This window comes from Roseomonas sp. KE0001 (assembly GCF_016107285.1).
Lineage (GTDB): Bacteria > Pseudomonadota > Alphaproteobacteria > Acetobacterales > Acetobacteraceae > Pseudoroseomonas.
In genome coordinates, this window is sequence record NZ_RCVQ01000002.1 from 277,520 (window position 1) to 298,777 (window position 21,258).

The 21,258-nt window shown below is 72.1% G+C and carries 24 protein-coding genes; 8 read left to right on the forward strand and 16 right to left on the reverse strand.

Annotated features, from left to right (window positions below; all coding sequences use genetic code 11):
• Positions 1–110 precede the first annotated feature (110 nt).
• The 6 genes from galE to ddpX all read right to left on the reverse strand — a co-directional run bounded on the left by galE (position 111) and on the right by ddpX (position 5,246).
• Complete coding sequence (gene galE / locus D9598_RS04855) at positions 111–1,118, reverse strand: UDP-glucose 4-epimerase GalE (protein ID WP_198365270.1); 1,008 nt, start codon at positions 1,116–1,118, stop codon at positions 111–113.
• 150 nt (positions 1,119–1,268) lie between these two features.
• Complete coding sequence (locus D9598_RS04860) at positions 1,269–2,090, reverse strand: exodeoxyribonuclease III (RefSeq protein WP_198365271.1); 822 nt, start codon at positions 2,088–2,090, stop codon at positions 1,269–1,271.
• A gap of 106 nt (positions 2,091–2,196) precedes the next feature.
• Complete coding sequence (locus D9598_RS04865; RefSeq protein WP_198365272.1) at positions 2,197–2,880, reverse strand: fumarylacetoacetate hydrolase family protein; 684 nt, start codon at positions 2,878–2,880, stop codon at positions 2,197–2,199.
• 250 nt (positions 2,881–3,130) lie between these two features.
• Positions 3,131–3,931 carry a gamma-glutamyl-gamma-aminobutyrate hydrolase family protein gene (locus D9598_RS04870; protein ID WP_198365273.1) on the reverse strand — a complete coding sequence of 267 codons (801 nt, stop codon included), beginning with the start codon at positions 3,929–3,931 and terminating at the stop codon, positions 3,131–3,133.
• Between the two features lie 72 nt (positions 3,932–4,003).
• Positions 4,004–4,657 (reverse strand): outer membrane lipoprotein carrier protein LolA, encoded by a 654-nt coding sequence (locus tag D9598_RS04875; RefSeq protein WP_198365274.1) that lies wholly within the window; start codon positions 4,655–4,657, stop codon positions 4,004–4,006.
• 40 nt (positions 4,658–4,697) lie between these two features.
• Positions 4,698–5,246, reverse strand: coding sequence for a D-alanyl-D-alanine dipeptidase (gene ddpX, locus D9598_RS04880; RefSeq protein WP_198365275.1), 549 nt, complete (start codon positions 5,244–5,246; stop codon positions 4,698–4,700).
• 61 nt (positions 5,247–5,307) lie between these two features.
• Between ddpX and tsaB the strand changes: the two genes are divergently transcribed.
• Together tsaB and D9598_RS04890 are read left to right on the forward strand one after the other, a co-directional pair.
• A complete protein-coding gene (gene tsaB / locus D9598_RS04885; protein ID WP_198365276.1) occupies positions 5,308–5,973 on the forward strand; it encodes a tRNA (adenosine(37)-N6)-threonylcarbamoyltransferase complex dimerization subunit type 1 TsaB in 666 nt (221 codons plus the stop codon).
• Positions 5,966–6,421 (forward strand): GNAT family N-acetyltransferase, encoded by a 456-nt coding sequence (locus D9598_RS04890; RefSeq protein ID WP_198365277.1) that lies wholly within the window; start codon positions 5,966–5,968, stop codon positions 6,419–6,421. Before tsaB ends, D9598_RS04890 begins: the two co-directional genes overlap by 8 nt.
• On the opposite strand, the gene D9598_RS04895 is transcribed toward D9598_RS04890, so the two are convergent.
• Entirely contained in the window at positions 6,396–6,659 is a 264-nt protein-coding gene (locus D9598_RS04895) for a sulfurtransferase TusA family protein (protein ID WP_198365278.1), read from the reverse strand. The genes D9598_RS04890 and D9598_RS04895 overlap by 26 nt on opposite strands.
• Positions 6,660–6,787: 128 nt before the next feature.
• Here D9598_RS04895 and D9598_RS04900 point away from each other — a divergent pair, with 128 nt between their 5' ends.
• From D9598_RS04900 to D9598_RS04915, 4 genes are all read left to right on the forward strand, one after another.
• Positions 6,788–7,231 carry a MucR family transcriptional regulator gene (locus tag D9598_RS04900; protein ID WP_198365279.1) on the forward strand — a complete coding sequence of 148 codons (444 nt, stop codon included), beginning with the start codon at positions 6,788–6,790 and terminating at the stop codon, positions 7,229–7,231.
• Between the two features lie 263 nt (positions 7,232–7,494).
• Entirely contained in the window at positions 7,495–8,019 is a 525-nt protein-coding gene (locus tag D9598_RS04905; RefSeq protein ID WP_198365280.1) for a Fur family transcriptional regulator, read from the forward strand.
• Positions 8,016–8,822, forward strand: coding sequence for a GNAT family N-acetyltransferase (locus D9598_RS04910; protein ID WP_198365281.1), 807 nt, complete (start codon positions 8,016–8,018; stop codon positions 8,820–8,822). The genes D9598_RS04905 and D9598_RS04910 overlap by 4 nt, the downstream gene beginning before the upstream one ends.
• A gap of 34 nt (positions 8,823–8,856) precedes the next feature.
• Complete coding sequence (locus tag D9598_RS04915) at positions 8,857–9,753, forward strand: 1-acyl-sn-glycerol-3-phosphate acyltransferase (protein ID WP_232476909.1); 897 nt, start codon at positions 8,857–8,859, stop codon at positions 9,751–9,753.
• A gap of 42 nt (positions 9,754–9,795) precedes the next feature.
• On the opposite strand, the gene D9598_RS04920 is transcribed toward D9598_RS04915, so the two are convergent.
• The 6 genes from D9598_RS04920 to miaB all read right to left on the reverse strand — a co-directional run bounded on the left by D9598_RS04920 (position 9,796) and on the right by miaB (position 15,988).
• Complete coding sequence (locus D9598_RS04920) at positions 9,796–10,248, reverse strand: helix-turn-helix domain-containing protein (RefSeq protein ID WP_198365283.1); 453 nt, start codon at positions 10,246–10,248, stop codon at positions 9,796–9,798.
• Between the two features lie 129 nt (positions 10,249–10,377).
• A complete protein-coding gene (gene lnt, locus D9598_RS04925; protein WP_198365284.1) occupies positions 10,378–11,922 on the reverse strand; it encodes an apolipoprotein N-acyltransferase in 1,545 nt (514 codons plus the stop codon).
• A 125-nt stretch (positions 11,923–12,047) separates the two neighbouring features.
• A complete protein-coding gene (locus tag D9598_RS04930) occupies positions 12,048–12,956 on the reverse strand; it encodes a hemolysin family protein (protein WP_198365285.1) in 909 nt (302 codons plus the stop codon).
• On the reverse strand, positions 12,953–13,456 hold the full coding sequence (gene ybeY, locus D9598_RS04935; RefSeq protein WP_370591933.1) for an rRNA maturation RNase YbeY: 504 nt from the start codon (positions 13,454–13,456) through the stop codon (positions 12,953–12,955). Before ybeY ends, D9598_RS04930 begins: the two co-directional genes overlap by 4 nt.
• Positions 13,457–13,475: 19 nt before the next feature.
• Positions 13,476–14,555, reverse strand: a complete 1,080-nt coding sequence (locus tag D9598_RS04940) for a PhoH family protein (RefSeq protein ID WP_198365572.1) — start codon at positions 14,553–14,555, stop codon at positions 13,476–13,478.
• A 56-nt stretch (positions 14,556–14,611) separates the two neighbouring features.
• Positions 14,612–15,988 (reverse strand): tRNA (N6-isopentenyl adenosine(37)-C2)-methylthiotransferase MiaB, encoded by a 1,377-nt coding sequence (miaB, locus tag D9598_RS04945; protein WP_198365287.1) that lies wholly within the window; start codon positions 15,986–15,988, stop codon positions 14,612–14,614.
• A gap of 384 nt (positions 15,989–16,372) precedes the next feature.
• Here miaB and D9598_RS04950 point away from each other — a divergent pair, with 384 nt between their 5' ends.
• A complete protein-coding gene (locus tag D9598_RS04950; RefSeq protein ID WP_198365288.1) occupies positions 16,373–16,993 on the forward strand; it encodes a LysE family translocator in 621 nt (206 codons plus the stop codon).
• A 34-nt stretch (positions 16,994–17,027) separates the two neighbouring features.
• Here the strand turns inward: D9598_RS04950 and D9598_RS04955 are convergent, their stop codons facing one another.
• On the reverse strand, positions 17,028–17,504 hold the full coding sequence (locus D9598_RS04955) for a GNAT family N-acetyltransferase (RefSeq protein ID WP_198365289.1): 477 nt from the start codon (positions 17,502–17,504) through the stop codon (positions 17,028–17,030).
• A gap of 170 nt (positions 17,505–17,674) precedes the next feature.
• Between D9598_RS04955 and hemW the strand changes: the two genes are divergently transcribed.
• The gene (gene hemW / locus D9598_RS04960) at positions 17,675–18,829 is read left to right on the forward strand and encodes a radical SAM family heme chaperone HemW (RefSeq protein ID WP_198365573.1); all 1,155 of its coding nucleotides are present in this window, start codon (positions 17,675–17,677) and stop codon (positions 18,827–18,829) included.
• A gap of 28 nt (positions 18,830–18,857) precedes the next feature.
• Here the strand turns inward: hemW and D9598_RS04965 are convergent, their stop codons facing one another.
• A complete protein-coding gene (locus D9598_RS04965) occupies positions 18,858–19,976 on the reverse strand; it encodes a glycosyltransferase family 2 protein (RefSeq protein ID WP_198365290.1) in 1,119 nt (372 codons plus the stop codon).
• Between the two features lie 102 nt (positions 19,977–20,078).
• Positions 20,079–21,218, reverse strand: a complete 1,140-nt coding sequence (locus D9598_RS04970) for a hypothetical protein (RefSeq protein WP_198365291.1) — start codon at positions 21,216–21,218, stop codon at positions 20,079–20,081.
• Positions 21,219–21,258 lie beyond the last annotated feature (40 nt).

The window sequence follows — 21,258 nt, forward strand, 5'->3', positions numbered from 1 at the left end:
CCACCTCTCTGCCTCAACCAGGGGGAGGTGCGGACGGGCGGGGATTTGCCAAGGGTGATGCGCGGCTCACGCTTCCGTGATATCCGCTGGTTTCCCCGGCCGGGCGGCGGTCAGGCGGCGCGGGCCACCCGGTCGCCGTAGCCCTCGGGGCGCGCCACCCGCCAGGCCCAGGCGGTGCGGACAATGTCGTCCAGCGCCGCGTAGCGCGGCGTCCAGCCGGTCTCCTCGCGCAGCCGGGCGTTGGAGGCGACAAGCACCGCCGGGTCGCCCGCGCGGCGCGGGCCGAAGCGGTGTGGCACCGGGCGGCCGCCGACGCGCTCCACCGCCTCGATCACCTGCTTCACCGAGTAGCCGCTGCCATTGCCCACATTGTAGCGCAGGCTGCGGCCCTCCTTCAGCACGTCGAGCACCCGCAGATGCGCGTCGGCGAGGTCGGTGACATGCACATAGTCGCGCAGGCAGGTGCCATCCGGCGTGTCGTAGTCGGTGCCGAAAACCGTGAGCTCCGGGCCGCGGCCGAGGGCGGCGTCGATCGCCAGCGGGATCAGGTGCGTCTCGGGGGCGTGGTCCTCGCCGAGGCGGCCCTGCGGATCGGCGCCGGCGGCGTTGAAGTAGCGCAGCGCGGCGGATTTCAGCCCATGCGCCTGATCGGCCCAGTCGAGCGCCGTCTCGGCCATCAGCTTGGACTGGCCATAGGCCGAGGCGGGCAGCAGCCGCGCCGTCTCGTCGATCGGCACGGTCTCGGGGTAGCCGAAGAGCGCGGCGGTGGAGGACAGCACGAAGCGCAGGCAGCCCGAGCGCGCCGCCTGCTCGGCGAGCGTCGCGGTGTTGGAGAGATTCTCCCGGAGGTAGCGCATCGGCTCGCGCATGCTCTCGCCGACGAGGGATAGGGCGGCGAAATGCAGCACGCCGTCGAAGCTCCAGCCGGCGAAGACCTCGGCCACCCGCCGCTGATCGGCCAGGTCGAACTCGAGCAGCTCCACACCCGGCGGCAGGGCGGCGCGATGGCCCTGCCGCAGATCATCGATGACGACCACCGTATCGCCGCGCTCGACCAGGGCGAGCACGACATGGCTGCCGACATAGCCGGCGCCTCCGGTGACGAGGTAACGCGCCATGCGGGATCCCTTCCTTACTGGGTCAGCTGCCAGGCTCGGCGCGAAAACTCTAGCGGCATGCTGCGATGCAGCGCAGCGAATTTTCCGTGTGCGTCCAGGCCGAGCGGGAGGTTGCCAGGAGTTGACAACAGATTGCAACCTTGAGTTGCGTCAAGCCGCCATTTTGCTCAGATCCAGCTCGATCATGACCGGCACGTGGTCGCTGGCCTGCGGCCATCCACGCGCGGCCTTGAGCACTGTCCAGCCGGTCAGGGCGGGAGCCAGGTCGTGGCTGACCCAGACATGGTCGAGCCGCCGGCCGCGATCCGCCGCCTCCCAGTCCCGCGCCCGGTAGGACCACCAAGTGTAGAGCTTCTCGCTCGGCGGCACGAAATGGCGCAGCGCATCGTACCAGTGGCCGGCCTGCTGCCAGGCGGTGAGCGCCTCGACCTCGACGGGCGTGTGGGAGACGATCTTCAGGAGCTGCCGGTGGCTCCAGACGTCGTGCTCCAGCGGGGCGATGTTCAGGTCGCCCACCAGCACGCTGCGCCGGGACGGGCCGCGCGCCCGGTTCCATGCCGCCGCCTCGGCGACGAAGTCGAGCTTGTGGGCGAATTTCGGGTTCAGCGCCGGGTCGGGGATGTCGCCGCCGGCGGGGACATAGAAGTCATGCAGCTCCAGCCCCCCCGGCACGTCGAGGTCGACGCCCAGGTGCCGGCAATCGCCCTTGGCGCACCAGTCCGGGTCGTCGCCGCGCGCGGTGAAGGGAATGCGCGAGAGGATGGCGGTGCCGTTGTAGCCCTTCATGCCGCGCACCGCCCGGTGGCCGAAGCCCAGGGCCGCCACGCCCTCGTGCGGGAACAGCGCGTCCGGGCACTTGGTCTCCTGCAGGCAGAGCACGTCCGGTTCCAGCGCGCGCACGAGTTCGGTCAGGAGCGGCAGGCGCAGCCGGACCGAGTTGATGTTCCAGGTGACGATGCGGAGCTTGGACATGGGCGGCAGCAATAGGCGCGGGCGAGGGCGGGAAAAAGGCGCCGGCCCGATAAAAAAAGCCCGATAAAAAGGGCCGGCGGCGCCCCACCGCCGGCCCGCGGCCGGATCAGACCAGCCGGGTGCGGACCGTGCCGACGCCCTCGACCTCGCCTTCCAGCACATCGCCCCGCACCACGGCGGCAACGCCCTCCGGCGTGCCGGTCATGATCAGGTCGCCGGGCGCCAGGGTGACGAGACGCGAGAGGTTGGCGATGATCTCCGGCACCGACCAGATCATCTTCGACAGATCGCTGCTCTGCCGCACCTGCCCGTTCACCTTGAGCTCGATCCGGCCCCTGGAGGGATCGACGCCCTCGGCCCGGACGATCGGGCCGATCGGGCAGGACTGGTCGAAGCCCTTGGCCATGTCCCAGGGCTTGCCGGTCTTCTTGGCCTGGGCCTGGAGGTCGCGGCGGGTCATGTCGAGGCCGGCGGCATAGCCCCAGACATGCCTCAGCGCCTCCGATTCCGCGATATCCTTGCCGCCGGTGCCGATGGCGATGACCAGCTCCATCTCGTGATGCAGGTCGGAGGTGGCGGGCGGATAGGCCGTGTCGGCCCCGCCGGTCACCACGGCATCGAAGGGCTTGGTGAAATAGAAGGGCTGCTCTCGCGTCGGATCGCCACCCATCTCGCGGGTATGCTCGGCATAATTGCGGCCGACGCAGAAAATCCGGCGAACGGGAAAGCTGCCGCCGCCCTGCACGGGGACGCTGGCGGCGGGGGGGGCGGCAATGACGTGGTCGGACATGGATTCCTCCGTCTCGGGAGCCGGAGCTTAGACCCGGTGGCGGAGGCATGAAATGGGGGGAGGGGCGCGGAGAGGGCGGCGCCCGGCCAGGGGGGTGGCCGGGCGCCTTGGGGGGATCATTCCTTGGGGGAATGGTCGGGTCGGCTGGGGTACCGATCCGGTATCAAGATGGCAGGTTTACGGGGAAAAATAAGGGTTTTCCACAGCAGTTCAAAAACGTTTGATCGCCCCTCTTGAGGCTTGGCTGTGGCTATTCCGCCGCAATCGCCGCTGTGGCCGCGCCATGCCGCTGGCCTGCCCATCGGCAGGCCTCGGCGCCGAAGCACTCGAAGAGCCGGCGCGAGAGCGCGTCCTCCGCCCAGTCGTATTCCGGATGCCACTGCACGCCAACGGCGAATCCCTTGGCGTGCTCGACATGCGCCGCCTCGATGGTGCCGTCCGGTGCCCAGGCCTCGGGCACCAGGCGCGGCGCCGGCCGGGCCACGCCCTGGTTGTGCAGCGAGTTCACCGGCACCGAGTCGGGAGACCAGGCCAGGCCGGCCCAGAGCCGCGCCAGCCGGCCCTCGGGGGAGACGCGGATCGCATGCGCCTTGCCGGTGCGGACGCGCGGAAGCGCCTGATCGACCGGCGTCGAATGATCCAGCCGGCCGGGCAGATCCTGGATACGCTGGTCCAGCGTGCCGCCGAGGGCCACGTTCAGCTCCTGGAAGCCCCGGCAGATGGCCAGCAGCGGCATGCCGGTGGCCAGCGCGGCGCGGATCAGCGGCAGCGTGGTGGCGTCCCGGTCCGGATCCTCCGGCGTGCCCTCGAGATGCGGCGGCCCGGCATAGAGGCCCGGCTGCACGTTGGAGCGGCTGCCGGTGAGCAGCAGCCCGTCGAGCCGTGGCAGGATCTCCTCCGCCACGCCCTCGCCGGCCGCGGGGATCAGCAGCGGCACGCCGCCGACCGGCCCCAGCACCACCTTGATGTAGTGGTCCGACACCGCGTGGTTGGGCATGGCGAAGGCCCCGAAGGCCTTCATGCAGCAGGGGATACCGATCAGCGGGCGCATGCGCCAAAGGTCGCGCCGCGCGGTGGCGCAATCAAGGCATGATTTCGCCGTGTCCGGGCGGTCAGGGCTGCGTCAGCGGCGGCCCTCGTCCTCGAAGAAGCGGGGATCGTTGAAGGTGAAGAGACGGCGGTCCAGCGGCATCCCGGTCTGGATCTGCGTCAGCGTCACCCGCGTCTGGCGGCCCTGGCCGTCCACCACGACCCATTGCCGCAACTCCATCGGCTCCTCCTGCAGCACGAGGGTGAGGCGCCCCTCGGCCGGGTTCTCCCGCCGCCGCAGGGTGATGCCGAGGAAGCCGCCCTGGCGCTCGACACCCATCACCTCGACATCGCCGCCGAAGCGGATCTGCGGCCGCAGCAGCAGGCCGAGCGGGGTGGAGGAGACGGGGACGATGGAGGGCTGCTTCAGCTCGCGGTCATAATAGAGGAACTGGCTGTCCGAGGCGACGAGCAGCAGCGGCTCCGGCGGGTCGTACTCGAAGCGCATCCGGCCGGGCCGGGCGATGAAGGCGGTGCCCTCGGCCGAGCCGCCGTTCTGCGCCACCTGCAGGAAGCGCGCCCGCAGCGTGGTGATGCCGTTGAGATAGGCCTCCGCCCGGGCCAGCAGGGCCTGTTGCTGCTGCGGCGTCAGCCGCTGCTGGGCACGGGCGGCCGAGGGGAAGGCCAAGGGGAAGGCCAAGGGGAGAGCCAGAGCCAGGGCGGAGAGCAGGGCGGTGCGGCGGAGCATGGCGCCTATCTGGCGTCGCATCGGGGCGAAAGGAAGGCCGTCACATCGGGCCCGCCGGCACGGCGGCCGCCGCCAGCGGCGGGAAGTCGCGGAATTCGGGGAGCTGGTAGTGCCACCATTCCAGCCGGTAGTGGTCCCACCCGGCGGCGGTCATCAGCCCGAGCAGCAGGGCGCGGTTGCGCTGATCCTCCGCCGGCACGCCCGGATGGCCATGCGCCGATTCCGGCGCGACGGCGTCGAAGCCGGTGCCCATCGGCAGCTCCGCCCCCGTCGCCGCGTCACAGAGCGTCAGGTCCACCGCGGCGCCGCGTGGATGGACGCCGCCGCGCCGCGGGTCGGAGACGAAGCGCTTGTCCTCCACCGCGTGCCACAGCGCCCATTGCGCCTCGATCGGGCGGAAGGCGTCGAAGACCTTGAGCCGCAGGCCCCAGGCGCGGGCCTGGTCGCGCGCGGCCAGCAGGCGCCGGCGGGCGAGCGGCAGCAGCAGCGCCACCGGGCGGCGGTAGATCGGCACGCCGGCCAGGTTGTCGGGCGTGGCGTAGCGGAGGTCGAGGAGGAGGCCGTCCTCCTCCGTGATCGGCTGGAGCATGGCCGCATCCTGGCACTCCGGCCCGGTTTCGTTGAGGCCCGTTTCGGCCTATGCAGCGGCGATGCGGATCCTGGCACTGGATGGCGCCCTGGCGCGGGCCTCGGCGGCGGTTTGGACGGAGGGGCGGGTCGCCGCCGCCGCCCAGGCCGATGGCGCGCGGGGCCAGGCGGTGGCGCTGCCGCCGATGGCCGCGCGCGTGCTGCGCGAGGCGGGGCTGGCGGCGCCCGAGCTGGACGCGGTGGCGGCGGTGGTGGGGCCGGGCGGCTTCACCGGCCTGCGCGCCGCGCTGGCGCTGGCGCAGGGTCTGGCCCTGGGCGCCGGCTGCCCCGCCTTCGGCGTCACCACCGGCGAGGCGCTGCTGGCTGCCCTGCCGCCGGCGTCGCGGGCCGGCCGGCCGGCCTGGTCGGTCACCGACACCCGGCGCGGCCACCTGTTGCTGGAGAGCTTCGCCCCGGATGCCGAGACGCCGGAGGGGCCGCCACGCCCCTTCGATCTGGCGGCGCTGTCGCCGCCGCCCGAGGGGCTGGTGCTGGTCGGCGACATGGCGCCTCTGGTCGCGGCGGCGCTGCGGGAGCGCGGCGCGGCGCCCTGGCTCAGCGACAGCCTGCTGCCCGAGGCCGGCGCGGTCGCCGCGCTGGTGGCGCGGCGGCTGGCCTCGGGCCTGCCGCTCCGGCCGGCCCTGCCGCTCTATGTCGAGCCGCCGGCGGTGCGGGGGCCGCATGACTGAGGCGGCCCCCGCGTCCGCGCCCGAGTCGGTGGGGGCCGAGGCGGCGGCGGCGCTGGCCCCGCTGCACGCCGCCGCCTTCCCGCCGGCGGAGCGGTGGGGCGCCGAGGCGCTGTGCCTGATGCTGGAGATGCCGGGCGCCTTCGCCCTGCTCTGCCCGGAGGAGGGCTTCATCATCGCCCGGGTGGCGGCGGACGAGGCGGAGATCCTGACGCTGGCGGTGGTGCCGGAGGCGCGCCGCCGGGGGGTGGCGCGGCGGCTGCTGCAGGCGGCGTCGCGCCAGGCGGCCGGGCGCGGTGCCGCGCGCCTCTTCCTGGAGGTCGCGGTCGGCAATGCCGCGGCACGGGGCCTCTATGAAGGCGCCGGCTTCACCGTGGCCGGGCTGCGGCCCCGGTACTACGCCGATGGCGGGGACGCGCTGGTGCTCAGCCGCCGCCTTTGCGGAGCCTGAGCCAGAGGCTGCCATCCGGTTGCTCGGTGGCGTCGAGCACGGCATGGCCCTGCTCGACGGCGGTGCGCGGGATATTGGCGCGCGGCTCCTCGCCCCGGAGCTTGACCAGCAGAATTCCGCCGGGCGCCAGCCGGTCCAGTGCCAACCGCGTGCGAACGAAGGTCATCGGGCAAGTCTCGGTTGTGATATCGATGGACTTGTCATGGTGTAATTCTTGTGACGCGCGGTCCTGGGACATGCTCTTCATCGTCTTCGATTTTTGCCGATTGGGCGTTGCGAAACACCTTAACCTGCCGATATCTTGACTCAAGTCATGACGTTGGCGGCGTCTAGGCTGTGTTCACATTTCTGCATAAAGGCTGAGGGATGTCTGAAGAACAGGGCGCCCGGGAATTGCTCGGACTAACGGCCCAGATCGTCGCTGCGCATGTTTCCAACAATCCCGTGCCGCTGGCCGAGGTGCCTTTACTGATCGAGCAGGTCCATCGCACGCTGCACGGACTTGGCGCCGCGCCGATCGTCGCGCCGGCCCCGGTCGAGCGGCCGCAGCCCGCCGTGCCGGTGAAGAAGTCCGTCACGGACGAGTATCTTGTCTGTCTCGAGGACGGCAAGAAGCTCAAGATGCTGAAGCGTCATCTCAAGACCGCCTATGACATGACGCCGGAGCAGTATCGCGAACGCTGGGGCCTGCCGCCGGATTACCCGATGGTGGCGCCGAACTACGCCCGCCACCGCTCCTCCCTGGCCAAGAAGATCGGCCTCGGCACCAAGCCGCGCACCACCCGCCCGCGGCGCGGCGCGGCGGGCTGAGGTTTCCCACCCTCCGGCGCCAGCGGCGGAGGGGCGCGCAGGGCAGGTTTTCGCTGGCGCCTTGCCTTGCCGGGGCGATAGTGGCATGGCAGCCGCGTCGGCGGTCGCGGTGACTCGTGGCGCGGGCATGGTGATGGTCCACAGGGCCACCGGTGGCGCCGGGACGGGCCCGGCTTGGCGGCCCCCGCCATCGTGTCATACAAGCCGGAGGACGGAGAGGCGGACCTTCGCCGCCCGGCACAGGAGAGCTTCCGACCATCCCCATGGACACGCGCACCGATACGCCCCAGACCGCCGCGGCCACCAAGCCCGATCCTCTGCGCATCGAGCGGCTGTGTGTCGAGCGCGGCCTGAAGATGACGGGGCAGCGCCGGCTGATCGCGCGCGTGCTCTCGGAATCGCTCGACCATCCGGATGTCGAGGAACTCTACCGCCGCGCCCTGGCCCTCGATTCGCGCGTCTCCATCGCCACGGTCTATCGCACCGTGCGGCTGCTGGAGGAGAAGGGCATCCTGGAGCGGCATGACTTCGGCGGCGGCCGCGCCCGCTACGAGCCGACCGATCATGGCCACCACTACCACCTGATCGACATCGATTCCGGCAAGGTCATCGAGTTCTCCGACGCGCAGCACGAGGCCCTGGCCGAGGCCATCGCCGCGCGCCTCGGCTTCAGCCTGATCGGCCACCGGCTGGAACTCTTCGGCCGCCGCGCGCCCGAGGCGAAGGGCGCGGCCGGGGCCACGACGGCGCGCCGCTCCGGGCGCCGCCGCGCCGGAGAGGATGCATGATCGCTGCGGAGGCCGGCTTCGGGGAACTGCGCAGCGGCAATCTCGGCGTCCGGATCGCGACCACGGCGGCCGAGATCGACGCGGCCCAGGCGCTCCGCTACCGCGTCTTCTACGAGGAGATGGGCGCCCAGCCCGATGCCGCCGCCGCCGCCGCCCGGCGGGACAGCGATGCCTTCGATGCCGTGGCCGACCATCTGCTGGTGCTGGACCACAACCTGGGCGAGGACGCCGCGGCGGTGGTGGGCACCTATCGCCTGATCCGCCGGCAGGCCGCGGAGCGCGCGGGCGGCTTCTACTCGGCCTCGGAATACGATCTGGGCCCGCTGCTGGACACCTGCGAGCGGGTGCTGGAGCTGGGCCGCTCCTGCGTCGACACCGCCTATCGCAGCAAGGCCGCGATGCAGCTGCTCTGGTCCGGCATCGCCGCCTATGTCGCCAAGCACCGGGTGGAGCTGATGTTCGGTTGCGCCAGTTTGCGCGGCACCGACCTCAACGCCCTGGCGATGCAGCTCACCTACCTCTACCGCAACCACCTGGCGCCGCCGGAGATACGGCCGCGCGCCCTCGCCGAGCGCTATGTGGCCATGGATCTGATGGAGGCCGCGCGCGTCGATCCACGTGCCGCGCTGGCCGATCTGCCGCCGCTGGTGAAGGGCTATCTGCGGTTGGGCGGCTTCGTCGGCGACGGGGCGGTGATCGACGATCAGTTCAACACCACCGATGTCTGCGTCGTGGTCAAGACCGATCTGGTGACCCGGAAGTATTCCCGCCACTACGAGCTGCAGCTGGGCGGCAGGGACTGAGGCTGGCATCAGGCCGGAAGGAAGGATGCCGCCGATGCCCGATGGCCAGGACAGCCGCGCCGCGCCGCGCCGCAGGGACATGCCGCGCAAGGCCGCCCTGCCGGAGGGGACCCCCTCGCTCTGGGAGCAGCCGGCGGAATCCGGGCGGCGGCTGCGCGCTATCCGGCGCACCGTCTCGGTCGTGCTCTGGACCCTGGCCTGCATCCCGGTGCAGAGCGTGCTGGTGCGGCTGCCGGGGGGTGGCAAGCGGCGCTTCGCCCGGTTCTACCACCGGGTCGCCTGCCGGCTGATCGGCCTGCGGCTGCGCGTGGTCGGCGCGCCGGCGCCGGATCATCCGACGCTCTTCCTGTCGAACCATTCCTCGTGGCTGGACATCCCGGTGCTGGGCGCCACGCTGGAGGCGGCCTTCGTCTCCAAGGCGGAGGTCGGCGAATGGCCAGTGGTCCGGACCGTGGCCCGGCTGGGCCGAACGGTCTTCGTCAGCCGCAGCCGTGGCCGCACTGGCGACGAGGCCCGGGCGATGCGCGACCGCCTGCGGGAAGGCGGCAGCCTGATCCTCTTCCCCGAGGGCACCAGCAACGACGGCACCCGCGTGCTGCCGTTCCGGTCCTCCTTCCTGGCGGTGGCGGATGCGGCGACGCGCGTGCAGCCGGTCTCGGTGGTCTATGACCGGGTCGGCGGCCTGCCCGCGGGCCGGCGCGACCGGCCGGATTACGCCTGGTATGGCGACATGGAGATCGGCAGCCACTTCTGGCGGCTGGTGCATCGCCCGCCGGCGCAGGTCACGGTGCTGCTGCACCCGCCGGTCGATCCGAAGGAGTTCCCCAACCGCAAGGTGTTGAGCGCGGCGGTCGAACGTGTTGTGGGCGAGGGAGCGGCACAGTTGCGGCAGAATCGCCCGGCCACTCCGCTGGCGATCCCGATGAGGTAGGGCCGGCTTCCCGCCTGCCTTACCCCGGCCTGCCCCGCGCCATCAGACGTCGGTGGGCGCGAGGCTCTTGATCAGGTCGAAGACGCGTTTGCGGACGGCCGGCTCGGTGATCCGGTAATAGGCGCGGACCAACTCCAGCGTCTCCCTCTTGTGGAGGGTGTCATCCTCGAAGCCTTCCTGGCTCTCGGCGAAGCCGCCCATGCGCGAGCGCAGGGCGCCGTTGCCGCCCATGGCGTCGGGCATGTCGTCGAAGAAGAAACCGATCGGCACATCGAGCACCCGCGCCAGGTCGAACAGGCGGCTGGCGCCGATCCGGTTGACGCCGCGCTCGTACTTCTGGACCTGCTGGAAGGTCAGGCCGAGCGCCTCGCCCAGCTTCTCCTGGCTCATCCCCATCAGGGTACGGCGCAGCCGGACACGGGTTCCGACATGCACGTCGATCGGGCTCGGCCGGTGTTCCCGCTCAGTGCGCTCCTGAACTTCGCCGCTCGCCATGCTGAAACCTCCGCCAGTTGCCACAGACCGCTAGGTCTGCTGCGGATCCGGGCGGGGTTCCACCCGCCAGCTCCCTGCATGACCATCGCCTTGCTCTGTTGTAGGATCTAAGGATCGGGTAGCTTTTTGTCAACTCTTTCGAGAATTCTCAATTATGATACGAATCCGGTCACCAAACCCTTGTTTCGGTGTGCCGGATGGCAGTTTCGCAACTCCAAACGCCAGTGCCGCGAAAAGGATTGCAAAAATATCACCGAAACGTGCAAATGGGGTGGCAGGCCGGGCGCCCGGCAGGGACGCCAGGACGCTGCCCTCCTCGCCCAGCCCGATCCGTGCCGTCACCCGGCCCGAGGCGTCGAAGACCGCGGAAACGCCGGTCTGCGCCACCCGCACCAGCGGCAGCCCTTCCTCCACCGCGCGGAGCCGCGCCGCCGCCAGATGCTGGTAGGGGCCGGCGGAGACGCCAAACCAGGCATCATTGGTGATGTTGAGCAGCCAGGCCGGGCGCGACGCGGGCGCCACCGCGCCGGGGAAGATCACCTCGTAGCAGATCAACGGGCTGAACGGCGGCAGGCCGGCCGGGGCCAGCGCCACCGGGCCGGGGCCGGCGGAGAAATCCAGCCCGCCCTGCACCACGCGAATCGGGATCAGCCCGCGTAGCGGCATGTACTCGCCGAAGGGCACGAGATGCGCCTTGTCGTAGACGGCAAGCAGCCGCCCGTCCGGCGCGATGGCGGAGAGGCTGTTGAACACGCGCTCCGCCCGCTGGTCCGCCCCCCATTCGGCGCGCACCGATCCGGCCAGCAGCACCGCGCCGGGGGGCAGCACGCGGCTGGCATAGTCGCGGGCGGCGGGATCGTTCGGCAGCAGGAAGGGGCTGGCGGTCTCGGGCCAGATGACCACCAGCGGCACCTCCGCCGGGGCCTGAACGGCTCCTGATTGACTCAACTCCAGGTAGCGACGAAAGATCGGCCACCTCTGATCCTCGCGCCACTTCGCTTCCTGCGCGACATTGCCCTGGACCAGCAGAAGATTGACCCCCGGCGGCGCCGGCTCCGGCTGGGCCAGGCGCAGCCCGCCGAACAGGCCGAGCGCCGCCAGGGCCAGGGCGCCCGCCGCCCAGCCGCGCCGGCCGAATCGCGGCAGGCCCGCCAGCAGCAGCGTCAGCAGGGACAGGCCGTGCACGCCGATCCAGGCGGCGGATTGCAGCGGCAGGGCATGGAAGGCCCAGACCGTGCCGAGGAGGTTCCAGGGAAAGCCGGTGAGGAGGTGGCCGCGCAGGATCTCCATCGCCACCCAGGCGCCGGCCAGGGCCAGCCAGCGCCGCCAGCCTGGCCGGGCCCACCAGGCCAGCAGGCAGGCCACCGCGACATAGGCGGCCAGCGGCAGGGCCAGCCCCGGCACGGCGATCGGCACCAGCCAGCCCCAGCGCCAGGGATCGGTCAGCAGGGCGTGGCTGATCCAGTAGAGGCCAAGGAGGTGATGCCCCCAGCCCCAGGCCAGGCCGGTCAGGGCGGCGCGCTTCCAGTCCGGTGCCGCGTCCAGCAGGCGCAGCAGGCCGGGAATGGCCAGCAGCAGCACCGGCACGAGGTACAGCGGCGGCAGGGCCAGGGCCGAGAGGAGGCCGAGCCCGAAGGCGGCGAGCAAGGGGCGGCGCAGGAGCAGGGAGGACAAGGCGACGGCTATCCCTCGACATCGCGGGAGGCGCCGGCTTAGCGCGGATGGCGCGCGGGCGGAATTGCCGGAGGCCCACGGCCGGGGCCAGGGGGAGGGGCGGGGCGGCCCCCCCGGCCGCGCGGCTATTCCGCGGCGGCCTTCTGGGTGGCCGCGTTCACCCCCGGGCGTCGCACCCGCAGGCGGCGAATGCGGCGCGGATCGGCGTCCAGCACGCGGAACTCGAGCCCGGAGGAATGCGAGACCAGCTCGCCCCGGGCCGGCACGCGCCCGGCCAGGGTGAAGACCAGGCCGCCCACCGTGTCGATGTCCTGCTCCCGCTCGTCCTCGGTCAGCACCGGGCCGATCCGGCCCTCGAAGGTCTCGATCGGGGTCCGGGCATCGAGGTCGATCAACCCGTCGGGGCGCTCGACGATCTGCGGCGGGGCGTCCTCGTCGTGCTCGTCCGAGATGTCGCCGGTGATGGTCTCGACCAGGTCCTCGATGGTCACCAGCCCGTCGATGCCGCCATACTCGTCCACCACCAGCGCCAGATGCATGCGCGCCTGGCGCATCTGCAGCAGCAGGTCCAGCACCGGAATGGAGGGCACGACGAAGAGCGGCTTGCGGATCACCGCGGCCATGCTGAAGGGCGCCTCGCGCCCGACGCTGGCGAAGACGTCCTTGATGTGGACCATGCCGACGATCTCGTCGAGCTGCTCGCGGTAGACCGGGAAGCGGCTGTGGCCCTCGCGCTGGATCAGCCGGATGGCCTGCTCCAGCGTCAGGTCCTCGGACATGGCGACGATATCGGCGCGCGGCACCATGACATCGGCCGCCGTCTTGCCGCGCAGCTTGAGCACATTGGCCAGCATGGCGCGCTCCTGCGCGTCCAGCTCGGGGCGTGGCGGGCCGTCATGCTCGTGGTGCTCGTTGTGGTCCCGGCCCTCGACCAGGGCCTCCACCTGATCGCGCACGCTCTCGGCGGCGCGGCGCCGCAGCAGGCCCTGCAGCCTCCAGAGGATGCCCTCGCGGGTCTCGCGCGTCTCGCTCATGTCACGCCCCGCCAGGGGTTGGGCATGTTGAGGCGGCGCATGATGCGGGCCTCGGCGCGCTCCATGCGGCGGGCCTCGCCGGCGGCGATGTGGTCATGGCCGCCCAGATGCAGCGTGCCATGCGCCACCAGATGCGCCAGATGCGCGGCCACGCGGCGCCGGGCGCCTCGCGCCTCGCGCCGCACCACGCCGAGGGCGAGAGCGATGTCGCCCAGATGGCCGAAGCCTTCTCCCGGGAAGGAGAGCACGTTGGTCGGCTTGACCTTGCCGCGATGCCGCCCGTTCAGCCGCTTCACCGAGCGATCGTCGGTCAGCAGCACGGTCATCGCCCCGGCCGGAGCGCCCGGCGGGGCCTCCCGCAGGTCGAAGCCGTCGCTGGCCATCTCGGCCCAGGCGGCTTCAGCGGCGCGGCGCGCCAGTTCCTCGGCCCGCGGCACCACCGCGCGCCATGCCGGGGCATCGATGACAACGACGACCTCCGGCTCCGAAAGCCCAGCCACCCCTCGGTGGCCGGGCGCACTACTTCCCGGTTCCATCACTCTCCTTCCTGCCGCGGCGGGCCAGTCCCGCCCCGGCGCCGTCCGGCCCGCCCTGTCTGGCGAGGCCACCGGCCGACTGATCGGCACGGTTATACGCGGCGACGATGCGCGCCACCAGCGGATGTCGCACCACGTCCTGCTCGCCGAAGCGGCTGACGCCGATGCCCTCCACCCCGTCGAGGATGGCGAGCGCCTCCACCAGCCCCGACCGCTGCCCCGGCGGCAGGTCCACCTGGGAGGGATCGCCGGTGACGACCATCCGGGTGCCCTCGCCCATGCGGGTGAGGAACATCTTGATCTGCGCCGGGGTGGTGTTCTGCGCCTCGTCCAGGATGGCGTAGCAATGCGCCAGCGTGCGGCCGCGCATGAAGGCGAGCGGCGCGATCTCGATCTCGCCCGAGACGATGCGCCGCTGCACCTGGTCGGCCGGCATCATGTCGTGCAGCGCGTCGTAGAGCGGGCGGAGATAGGGATCGACCTTCTCCTTCATGTCGCCGGGCAGGAAGCCGAGCCGCTCGCCGGCCTCCACCGCCGGGCGCGAGAGCACGATGCGGTCGACCCGCCCGGCCTGCAGCAGGGCCACGCCCTGGGCCACGGCGAGGTAGGTCTTGCCGGTGCCGGCCGGGCCGATGCCGAAGACCATGTCGCGCCGCGCCAGCTGTTCGATATAGGCCGCCTGGGCGTGGCTGCGCGGCGCGATGGCGCCCTTGCGGGTGCGGATCGCCGGCAGGTCGGCCAGCGGCAGGCGCGGCTCGGCGCCGCCCTCGGGCGCGGCGGGCTGGCCTTCCGCCAGCCGCAGCGCCGCCTCCAGCTCGGCCATGCCCACCGTCTCGCCCCGCTCCAGCTGCCGCCACAGGCTGCGCAGCGCCAGCTCCGCCACGTGGCTGCCCTCGGGCGCGCCGATGATGGACAGGCGGTTGCCCCGGCTGGCCAGCCGCACGCCCAGCCGCTGCTCGATCCGCGCCAGGTGCCGGTCATGCTCGCCATAGAGCAGCGGCAGCAGCGCGTTGTCGTCGAACTGCAGGGTGACGGAGCGGGCGGCGGAGACGGTGTCAGCCATCAGGGGCCGGTCCAGGGCGCGGGGATTGGCGCGGAGCGCGATGGGGGCGGTGTTGCTCAAGCGCAGGCAAGCTCCTTCTCTTCGAGAAGCAGGGCGGAGAGGGAATTCGGGTGCGCGGCGGCGATGCGCGCCCGGGCCAGGCTGCCGGCCAGGCGGGCCGGGCCGGTCACATGCACCGGCTGCAGCCAGGGGGTGCGGCCCACCATCTGGCCGGGATGCCGCCCCGGCCCGGTGAACAGGATCTCGCACTCCCGCCCGACGCAGGCGCGGTTGAAATCATCCTGCTGGCGCCGCAGCAGCGCCTGCAATTCCTGCAGCCGCGCATCCTTCACCGCCTCGGCCACCTGGAGGGGCTGGCCGGCGGCGGGGGTGCCGGGACGCGGCGAATACTTGAAGGAATAGGCCAGGGCGAAGCCGACCTTCTCCACCAGCGCCATGGTCGCCGCGTGGTCGGCATCCGTCTCGCCCGGATGGCCGACGATGAAGTCGGAGGAGAGCGCCATGTCGGGCCGCGCCTCGCGCAGCTGGTCGGCGATGCGGAGGAACAGCTCGGCCTTGTGCTGGCGGTTCATCGCCTGGAGCACCCTGTCCGAGCCGCTCTGCACCGGCAGGTGCAGGAAGGGCATCAGCTGCGGGATGCGGCCATGCGCCGCGATCAGCGCATCGTCCATGTCGCGCGGGTGGCTGGTGGTGTAGCGCAGCCGCGCCAGCCCATCGATCTCCGCCAGCGCGTACAGCAGGCGCGACAGCGTCCAGGCCGAGCCGTCCGGCGCCTCGCCATGCCAGGCGTTCACGTTCTGCCCGAGCAGCGCGATCTCCCGCGCGCCGCCGGCGACCAGCCGCCGCGCCTCGGCCAGGATGGCGGCGACGGGGCGGGAGAACTCGGCACCGCGCGTGTAGGGCACCACGCAGAAGGAACAGAACTTGTCGCAGCCCTCCTGGATGGTCAGGAAGGCGATCGGGCCCTGGCTGGCGTTCACCTCGGGCAGCAGGTCGAATTTCTGTTCCACCGGGAAATCGGTGTCGATCTGCGCGCCCGCCGCGCGGCTGGCGCGGGCCACCATCTCCGGCAGGCGGTGATAGGTCTGCGGCCCCAGCACGATATCGACCCAGGGGGCGCGGGCGGTGATCTCGGCGCCCTCGGCCTGGGCCACGCAGCCGGCGACCGCCAGCACCATCTTCTGCCCCGCCGCTTCCTTCCCGGCCTTCAGCAGGCGCAGCCGGCCGAGGTCCGAGAACACCTTCTCCGCCGCCTTCTCGCGGATATGGCAGGTGTTGAGGATGACCATGTCGGCCTCCTCCGGCGTCTCGGCCGGGCCATAGCCCAGCGGCGCCAGGACATCCGCCATGCGGGCGCTGTCATAGACGTTCATCTGGCAGCCCCAGGTGCGGATGAAGAGCCGCTTGCGCGGGGCGGTGGGCGAGGTGGTCATGACGTGAAGCACCCTGGACATCGGGGGGAGGGCGGTGCCCGGCGGCACAGGCCGGCCAGGGCCACCCCGGTCCGGGGCGGCGAACTGGGCGGATGTGCGGGGCGCGTGGCCGCGGGTCAAGCGGCTTCACCCCCCGAGACCGCGGATTCGAGCGGCGATCCAGGGCGCGTCATGCTGGAGGCAGAGTTGCGGATGCGGCCTCGCCGGGTCAAGCCAATCCGGTCGCGGCGACATGACGTTGCGGAGAATTCCGCCGCCCCCGGACCAGACCGGCCTGCCGTCAGGCCGCATCAGGCATCGCTTCCCGGCGATTCCGCCGCGGGCGGCGCCGCGCTAGGCTCCGCCCCGGCCGGGTTGGGTGCCCTGTGCCGGGCGGAGCCACGCATGACCATCACGCAATCCCTGCTCGCCTTCCTGCTCGCCGCCGGGCTGCTGACGGTGACGCCGGGGCTCGACACCGCGCTGGTGCTGCGGACCGCGACCGCCGAGGGCGCGCGGCAGGCGGCCCGGGCGGCCTTCGGCATCAACCTCGGCTGCCTGCTCTGGGGCGCGGCGGTGGCGCTCGGCCTGGGGGCGCTGCTGGCCGCCTCGCAGCTCGCCTTCGAGGCGCTGCGATGGGCCGGCGCCGCCTATCTCTGCTGGCTCGGCCTGCGCCTGCTCTGGCGGCCGCGCGAGCGCTTCGCGGCGGAGCCGGCGGCCACCGGGCTCCGCCTCGGCTGGTTCGCCAGGGGGCTGCTGAGCAATCTGCTGAACCCCAAGATCGGCGTCTTCTACATCTCCTTCCTGCCGCAGTTCGTCCCCGCCGGCCTGCCCGCCGCGCCCTGGACCTTCCTGCTCGCCGTCCTGCACGTGGCGATGGGCATCGCCTGGTGCGCCGCCCTGATCCTGGCCAGCCAGCCCCTCGGGCGCCTGCTGCGCCGTCCCGCCGTGCTGCGCTGGATGGACCGGCTGACCGGGGGCGTCTTCATCGGCTTCGGCGTCCATCTGGCCCTGGGCCGGCGCTGACGCGCCGCCGGGTCCGCCCCTCGGGCCCGCCGCCTCAGTCCAGGCGCCGGCGCATATGGATGACGACGCCGAGGGGCGGCAGGCTCTCCTCATGCGTCACCGCATAGCCCAGCCTCGCGTAGAGCCGCAGGTTCTCGAGGAAGCGGCTGTTGGTGTAGAGCCGCAGCTCCGCCAGGCCGAGCCCGCGCGCCACCGCCTCCGCATGGGCGAGCAGGGCGCGGCCGAGGCCCCGGCCCTGGCAGTCCGGCGCGACGGCGACATTGACGATCAACAGGTGGTCGGCCTCGGGCCGTAGCTCGATCAGCGCCACCATCCGGCCGTCGCGCTCCACGACGTCGATGCGGTGCTCCCGCACCGCCCGGTCGTAATCGGCCGTCATCGGCCGCGGCTCGCGGCCGATGACCGGCACCCAGCGCGCATAGGCGGCCCGGGTCAGGTCACGGACGGCGCCGGCCTCGGCCGGGGTCGCGCGGCGCAGTCCGGCGGGCGGCGCGGAGATCGGGTCGGGCATCGGCTCTCTCCTGCGGGTCCGGTTCCGGGTCACGGAAGGCCGGACACCCCGACAGTCGCACCGGAAGCGCGGCGAGAGGAAGGGGCCGGATGTCCTTCCGCCCGCGGATGGCAGGCCGGCGCGCGGCCGCGCTTCCCTCCGGCCATCGTCGGCGCCATATCGCCGCCAGCATGTCCGAACCCCTCGCGCTCTATGTCCACTGGCCCTTCTGCGCCGCCAAGTGCCCCTATTGCGACTTCAACAGCCATGTCCGCGAGCGTGTCGACGCCGCGCGCTTCGGCGCCGCGCTGCGGCGGGAGCTGGCCTATGAGGCGGGGCGGGTGGGGCGGCGGAAGCTGGCCTCGATCTTCTTCGGTGGTGGCACGCCCAGCCTGATGCCGCCCGGCGTCGTCGCGGCCGTCATCGAGGATGCGCTTCGCCTCTTCGACCCGCTGCCCGACATCGAGATCACGCTGGAGGCCAACCCGACCAGCGTCGAGATCTCGCGCCTGGCCGAGATCCGCGCCGCCGGGGTGAACCGCGCCAGCCTCGGCGTGCAGTCGCTGGAGGAGGCGGCGCTGCGCTTCCTCGGCCGCAGGCACGACGCGGCCCAGGCCATCGCCGCGCTGGAGGCGGCGCGCGGCCTCTTCCCGCGCCTCTCCTTCGACCTGATCTATGCCCGGCCGGGGCAGCGGGAGGCGGACTGGCGGGCCGAGCTGCGCCGGGCGCTCGATCTCGCCGCCGACCATCTCTCGCTCTACCAGCTCACCATCGAGCCCGGCACCCGCTTCGCGACGGAGCATGCGCGCGGCGCCTTCGTCCTGCCGGAAGGCGACGAGGCCGCCGCGCTCTACTCCGCCACGGCCGAGGAGGCGGCGCGCTACGGCCTGCTGCCCTACGAGGTCTCGAACTACGCGCGGCCGGGCGCGGAGAGCCGGCACAACCTCGCCTACTGGCGCTATGGCGACACGATCGGCATCGGCGCCGGGGCGCACCAGCGGCTGGACCTGGGCGAAGGGCTGGTGGCGGCGCGGCGGCACCGGGCGCCGGAGGAATGGCTGGCCCGGGTCGAGGCCACCGGCCACGGCATCACCGCGACCGAGATCCTGGCGCCCGCCGACCGCGCGCGCGAGGCGCTGCTGATGGGGCTGCGCCTCTCCGAGGGGGTGGACCCGGCGCGGCTGGCGGCGCGCACCGGCGTCCCGCTGGAGGAGGCGGTGGACCCGGCGATGCTCGCCGCCTGCCTGGAGGAGGACTACCTGCGCTGGACGCCGGAAGGCCGGCTGGCGGCGACGCGGGAGGGGCGGCTCCGGCTGGACCTGATGCTGCCCGTTCTGCTGCGCTGACGGCCCTGCTGCGCTGAGCCGCGGCGCCTCAGCCGCCCGTGTTGCGTCCCCGGAACTCGCGGCTGTTGAACATGATGCCGCGCAGGCTGCGCACCGAGCGGCGGCCGACATACTGCTCGAAGATATGCTCGCCCTCCGGCAGGCGGTCGAGCAGCAGGCGGTAGAGATCCTCGACATCCTGCCGCGTCAGCGGCCGCTCGGGGTCCCAGTGGCGGCCGGAATAGCGCGCCAGGAAACCGTCGAACTCGCGCTCGCGGAACTGGCGGAAATGCGCCTGCTGCCGTGCCAGGATGTCGGCGATGCGCGCCGCGCCGGGCGCCTCGAGCGGGATGTCGCCGCGCGTGGCCGCCTCCATCCGGTCGTAGCCCAGCTCGCGGAAGCGCTTCTCGCTGAAGGAGGCGCCCTTCTCGCCGATGTAGCGGGCGAAGCACATGTCGGTCATCACCCGGGCGATGCCGAGCTGCGCGCAGGCCACGGCCTTCAGGGCATCCTGCGAGGACTTGTCGATCGCCATCGGCTGGCCTTCCAGCCAGCGGAAGACGCCGAGATGGTTGCGGTTGGGGTAGTCGGTCCTGCCCAGGATGTCGAAATAGGGCTTGAGCCAGGCATCCACCCGGCGCCAGGCGTCGCGCCGCAGGGCGAAGCCCCAGTGATGGTCCAGCGGCACGATCTGGACCCGCCCCGGGTCGGGGCTGGCGCGGTGATCGCCGTAGGCCGCGAAGTAGCCGACCTCGGGGAAGCCGGCGAGGGCCTCGCGCAGCCGCTCCATCATCAGCAGGTAGAAGGGGCCCAGCTCCAGATCGTCCTCGAAGAAGTAGGCCGTCTCGGCCTGCATCGTCTCGAAGGCGTGGCGCTCGCCCCGGCGCAGGTTGAAGGCGATGCCGAGATTCTCTGTGCTGGCCACGACCTGCCCGCCGGGGAAGATGGCGCGGAAGGCGGCGACGCTCTCGGCCATGGCCGCGTCCTCCGCGTAGCGGACGCCGGAGCGGCGGGAGACCGGGCCGTCCTGCATCAGCACGATGCGCGACTCATCCAGCGTGACGCCCTGCTGCGCCTTCAGCGACTCGCAGAAGCGTCGGAGGTAGTGGCCGCGATCGAAGGCGAAGATGACGATCGGCACCGTGATCGGGCGCGGGGTCTCGGCCATGCCGGAAGGGTCTCCTGAGATCCGGGGCCTGCCGCGTGCCGTCCCCACAGGGGTTGCTAGTCCTGGTGGCGCGCCTCGGCAAGGCGCAACCGGAAGCGGGGCTCAGTCGGCCGGCGGCAGGTAGAAGGTCTTGCTGCGGCCCTCGCGGCTGCGCAGCAGGGTGGTGCGGATCTGCCGTACCGTGCGGTGCCCGACATTGCGCGCGAAATACGCCTCGTCCTCCGGCAGGCGGTCGAGCAGGACGCGCCAGACCTCCTCGATGTCCTGCCGCGTCGCCGGCCGGTCGGGGTCGAAGAGCCGCTGCCCCATCTCGGCCAGCTGCGCCTCGTAGCGCGTCTCGCGATAGGCGACGTCGCGCGCGCGGCGGGCGGCGGCGAGCCGGTCGAGCGCCGCCGCCTCCAGGTGCGGCGGCGTCTCCGGCCAGCGCGTGACGAAGTCCATCCGGTCGAAGCCGTTGCGCCGGTAGCTGTCGGCGCGGAAGGATTCGCCCCGCTCGCCGATGTAGCGGGCGTAGCAGACATCGGTGTTGACGCGGGCGAAGCCGAGATCGGAGCAGGCCAGGGTCTTGGCCACGTCCTGCGAGGAGAGGGCGCTGGCGACCGGCTTGTCGCGGTACAGGCCGGCCAGGTGGAGATGCGGCCGGCCCTGATAATCGATCCGCCGCCAGACCTCGAGGAAGGGGGCGAGCCAGGGCTGCATGGCGCGCCAGCAGCGGCGCGTCAGGCCGAAGCCCCAGTGGTGCTCCATCTGGACGAGGCGCGGATGATCGGCATCGCTGGCCTGGCGGTGCCGGCCATAGGCCGCGAAGTAGCCGAGCCGGGGCAGCGCCGCCGCCTGCGCCGCCAGATGCTCCAGCATGGCCAGGTAGAAGGGGCCGAGCTCCAGATCCTCCTCGAAGAAATAGCCGATCTCGGCGTCCAGCTCCTCGAAGACCAGGGCCTCGCCGCGCTGCAGGTTCATGGCGATGCCGAGATTGGCCGGCGCGGCATGCACCTGCCCGCCGGGGAAGTGCCGGCGGAAGGTGGCGATGGCCTGCTCGATCGCCGCATCGGCGGCGAGGCGGAGCTGGGAGCGCGGCGAGACGGCGCCGTCCTGCAGCAGGTGGATGCGGCTCTCGTCGAGGCTGACGCCCTGCTGCGCCCGGAGCGAGGCGCAGAGGCGATCGAGATAGTCGGGGCGCGCGAAGGAATAGATGACAATCGGGACGGTGAGGCGGGGTGCCCGTTGCATCGGCTGCTGCATCCCGAAAGGCATCCTTGCGCGGTGGCCAGCGGCTCCGCTG